This window comes from Psychroserpens burtonensis DSM 12212, assembly GCF_000425305.1.
Classification (GTDB): Bacteria; Bacteroidota; Bacteroidia; order Flavobacteriales; family Flavobacteriaceae; genus Psychroserpens; species Psychroserpens burtonensis.
The window spans coordinates 1-2,123 of the sequence record NZ_AUDE01000060.1; the positions used below are offsets into that span (position 1 = coordinate 1).

A 2,123-nucleotide genomic window follows, 5' to 3' on the forward strand; every position below is an offset into this window, starting at 1 on the left:
AAATCATTTTTTTTGCACGAAACAAGAATAAATCCGATTATTAATAATGGTAGCAGAATTTTTTTCATAATTGTGGCTAACGTGATGTGTATGGTTAGTTGCGTGATTAAGCAACTAAATTAATAAACAAATACGGACTAGAGAAAATTCCGAAGGAATTTTCCAGATGAGCACCTGCCAAAGCAATTAATTATACACCGTGTTGTATGCAGTGCTTTCATACAGTTAATTTATTTTGATTCATTCTCTGAGTCAAAAGATGGTGGTGGCGGTGAGTCTTTTGTCCAAGTTCCTTGCCAATTTTCATACTTCCAAGTGTCGTTATATTTCACAAATATTGCGGTATAAAAAATCTCGCCAACATATGTTCCGTCTGAAAATGCTTTGATTCGCCCATTAATAATTCCAACATTGTCATAAAATTTTATCTTTTGGTCGAAAAACTCAAAACTCAAAATTTCAAGCATTTCAAGTCTTTTTGTGTCAGCAAGTAATTCCGCCTTATTTTGAACAATTCCATCTGCATTTATAGTAAAGAAATCGTCGGAAACATCAGTCTTGAAATATTCAGTCGCATTTGTGAGAGTCACATTTTTCCACATTTTTTTAAAAGCACTATCGAGTTCTTTCTCGGCAAGTTCTGAATTATCACTTTCTGATGAAATTGATTTTGATTTGTCTATTTGAGAACAACCAAAAATGAATAATATGCAAACAAATGAAATTGCTTTCGACGAGAATATTTTAGTCATAATCATTTTTTTATGCCTACTCTAATTGGTTTTCGGCTTACTCCGTTTTAATTCAATTACTTCTTTATATATTTATAACGTTGGTTTTTTTCGCATTGCATACAACGGTTATGTATATGGTACGTTGCGTAAATTTAGTATTAACCACATAAATTAGCAACATCTACCGAGTATCGCTATAACTTTTTGATAAGCGATTAGTAGCAATGTATTATGTACGGTGTTGTGTTTAGTTATTTCATGTCAAAAGAGATTCAAGAAATTCAAACATCTATTATTCGTTCTTTAAAAGGTCAAACTTACGATGATGCAAAAGAGATACTAGAAAATTGCATGGAATCAATAGGTTATAATTCTATTATTCAGAAAGAAGTTTTTTAATTTCTTCAACTGTTTCCTTTAACGCAAGTGAATCTTTAGATATTAGCGAGTGTTAATTCAATTGTTTTCATAGCTTATTATGTTTAAAAAAATTATTAAATACTTGGTTTTATGATAAATTCGTACAATGCTATTAATCCAACTAATATTGTTAATGTTATTGATATCTTTTCTAATAAAGACCATGCTCTAAACTTCTTTATTGTCACTACTTTAATTTTAGCTATTAGACTTTTGATTGTCCAAAGCAGTCGAAATAAAAAATAAGGTTTATAAGGATTTAGTTCAAATTGATAATTTGACTCTTTAAAATAGCTATTAGTAATTATTTCAGAAGTATTTAAGTCCATAAACACTGTGTCTTTAATTCCTGTTTTGGAATGTACTTTGTTTATTCTGCATTTTTTTAATCTGTAGTTATATGAGTTTTTTAATTTGTTCATCACTTATTCCTTTACCAATGTTTCTCGTTATACTTTCCTTTTTAATTAAACACAACGTTACGTGTATAGAATGTGCGTGTTTGTGCAAGAGGATTTTCCGAAGGAAAATCAGACGTTAGCAAACAGAACACAATCATTTAGTTAAGCACCAAAATAAGCATTTTTTATACATATTGTTAGCGGTCGTTATTTTGTTTCACTATTTGAACACATAACTAATGATCCCTGCAGAAGATCAGTCCGTCGCAACAGTGTCGTAATGATTCGTAAATCCGTTGAGTATTATTATATAAGAGTGAGATTTGAGATACGCAACAGTTGCGTTTTGATTGATTCCGATATTCATATTAGATTTCGGTCATCCACAAAAACCCGAGTACGTTTTTACATCTTATTTTAAACCACTTTAGAGTGATTTAATTTTTTTTTGGAGCTGATTGAGCAATGACCGCTAACGTGATTGTATATGGTTTGTTGCGTGTTTAAGTAACTAAGTTAATAAATAGATACTGGATAGAAAATCCGCGAGGATTTTCGTAAGCAAACA

At 30.5% G+C, this 2,123-nt stretch carries 1 protein-coding gene; it reads right to left on the minus strand.

The annotated features are described in order from the left end of the window. Positions 1-230: 230 nt before the first annotated feature. Complete coding sequence (locus H593_RS0115355) at positions 231-752, minus strand: nuclear transport factor 2 family protein (protein ID WP_028873237.1); 522 nt, start codon at positions 750-752, stop codon at positions 231-233. Between the last annotated feature and the right edge of the window lie 1,371 nt (positions 753-2,123).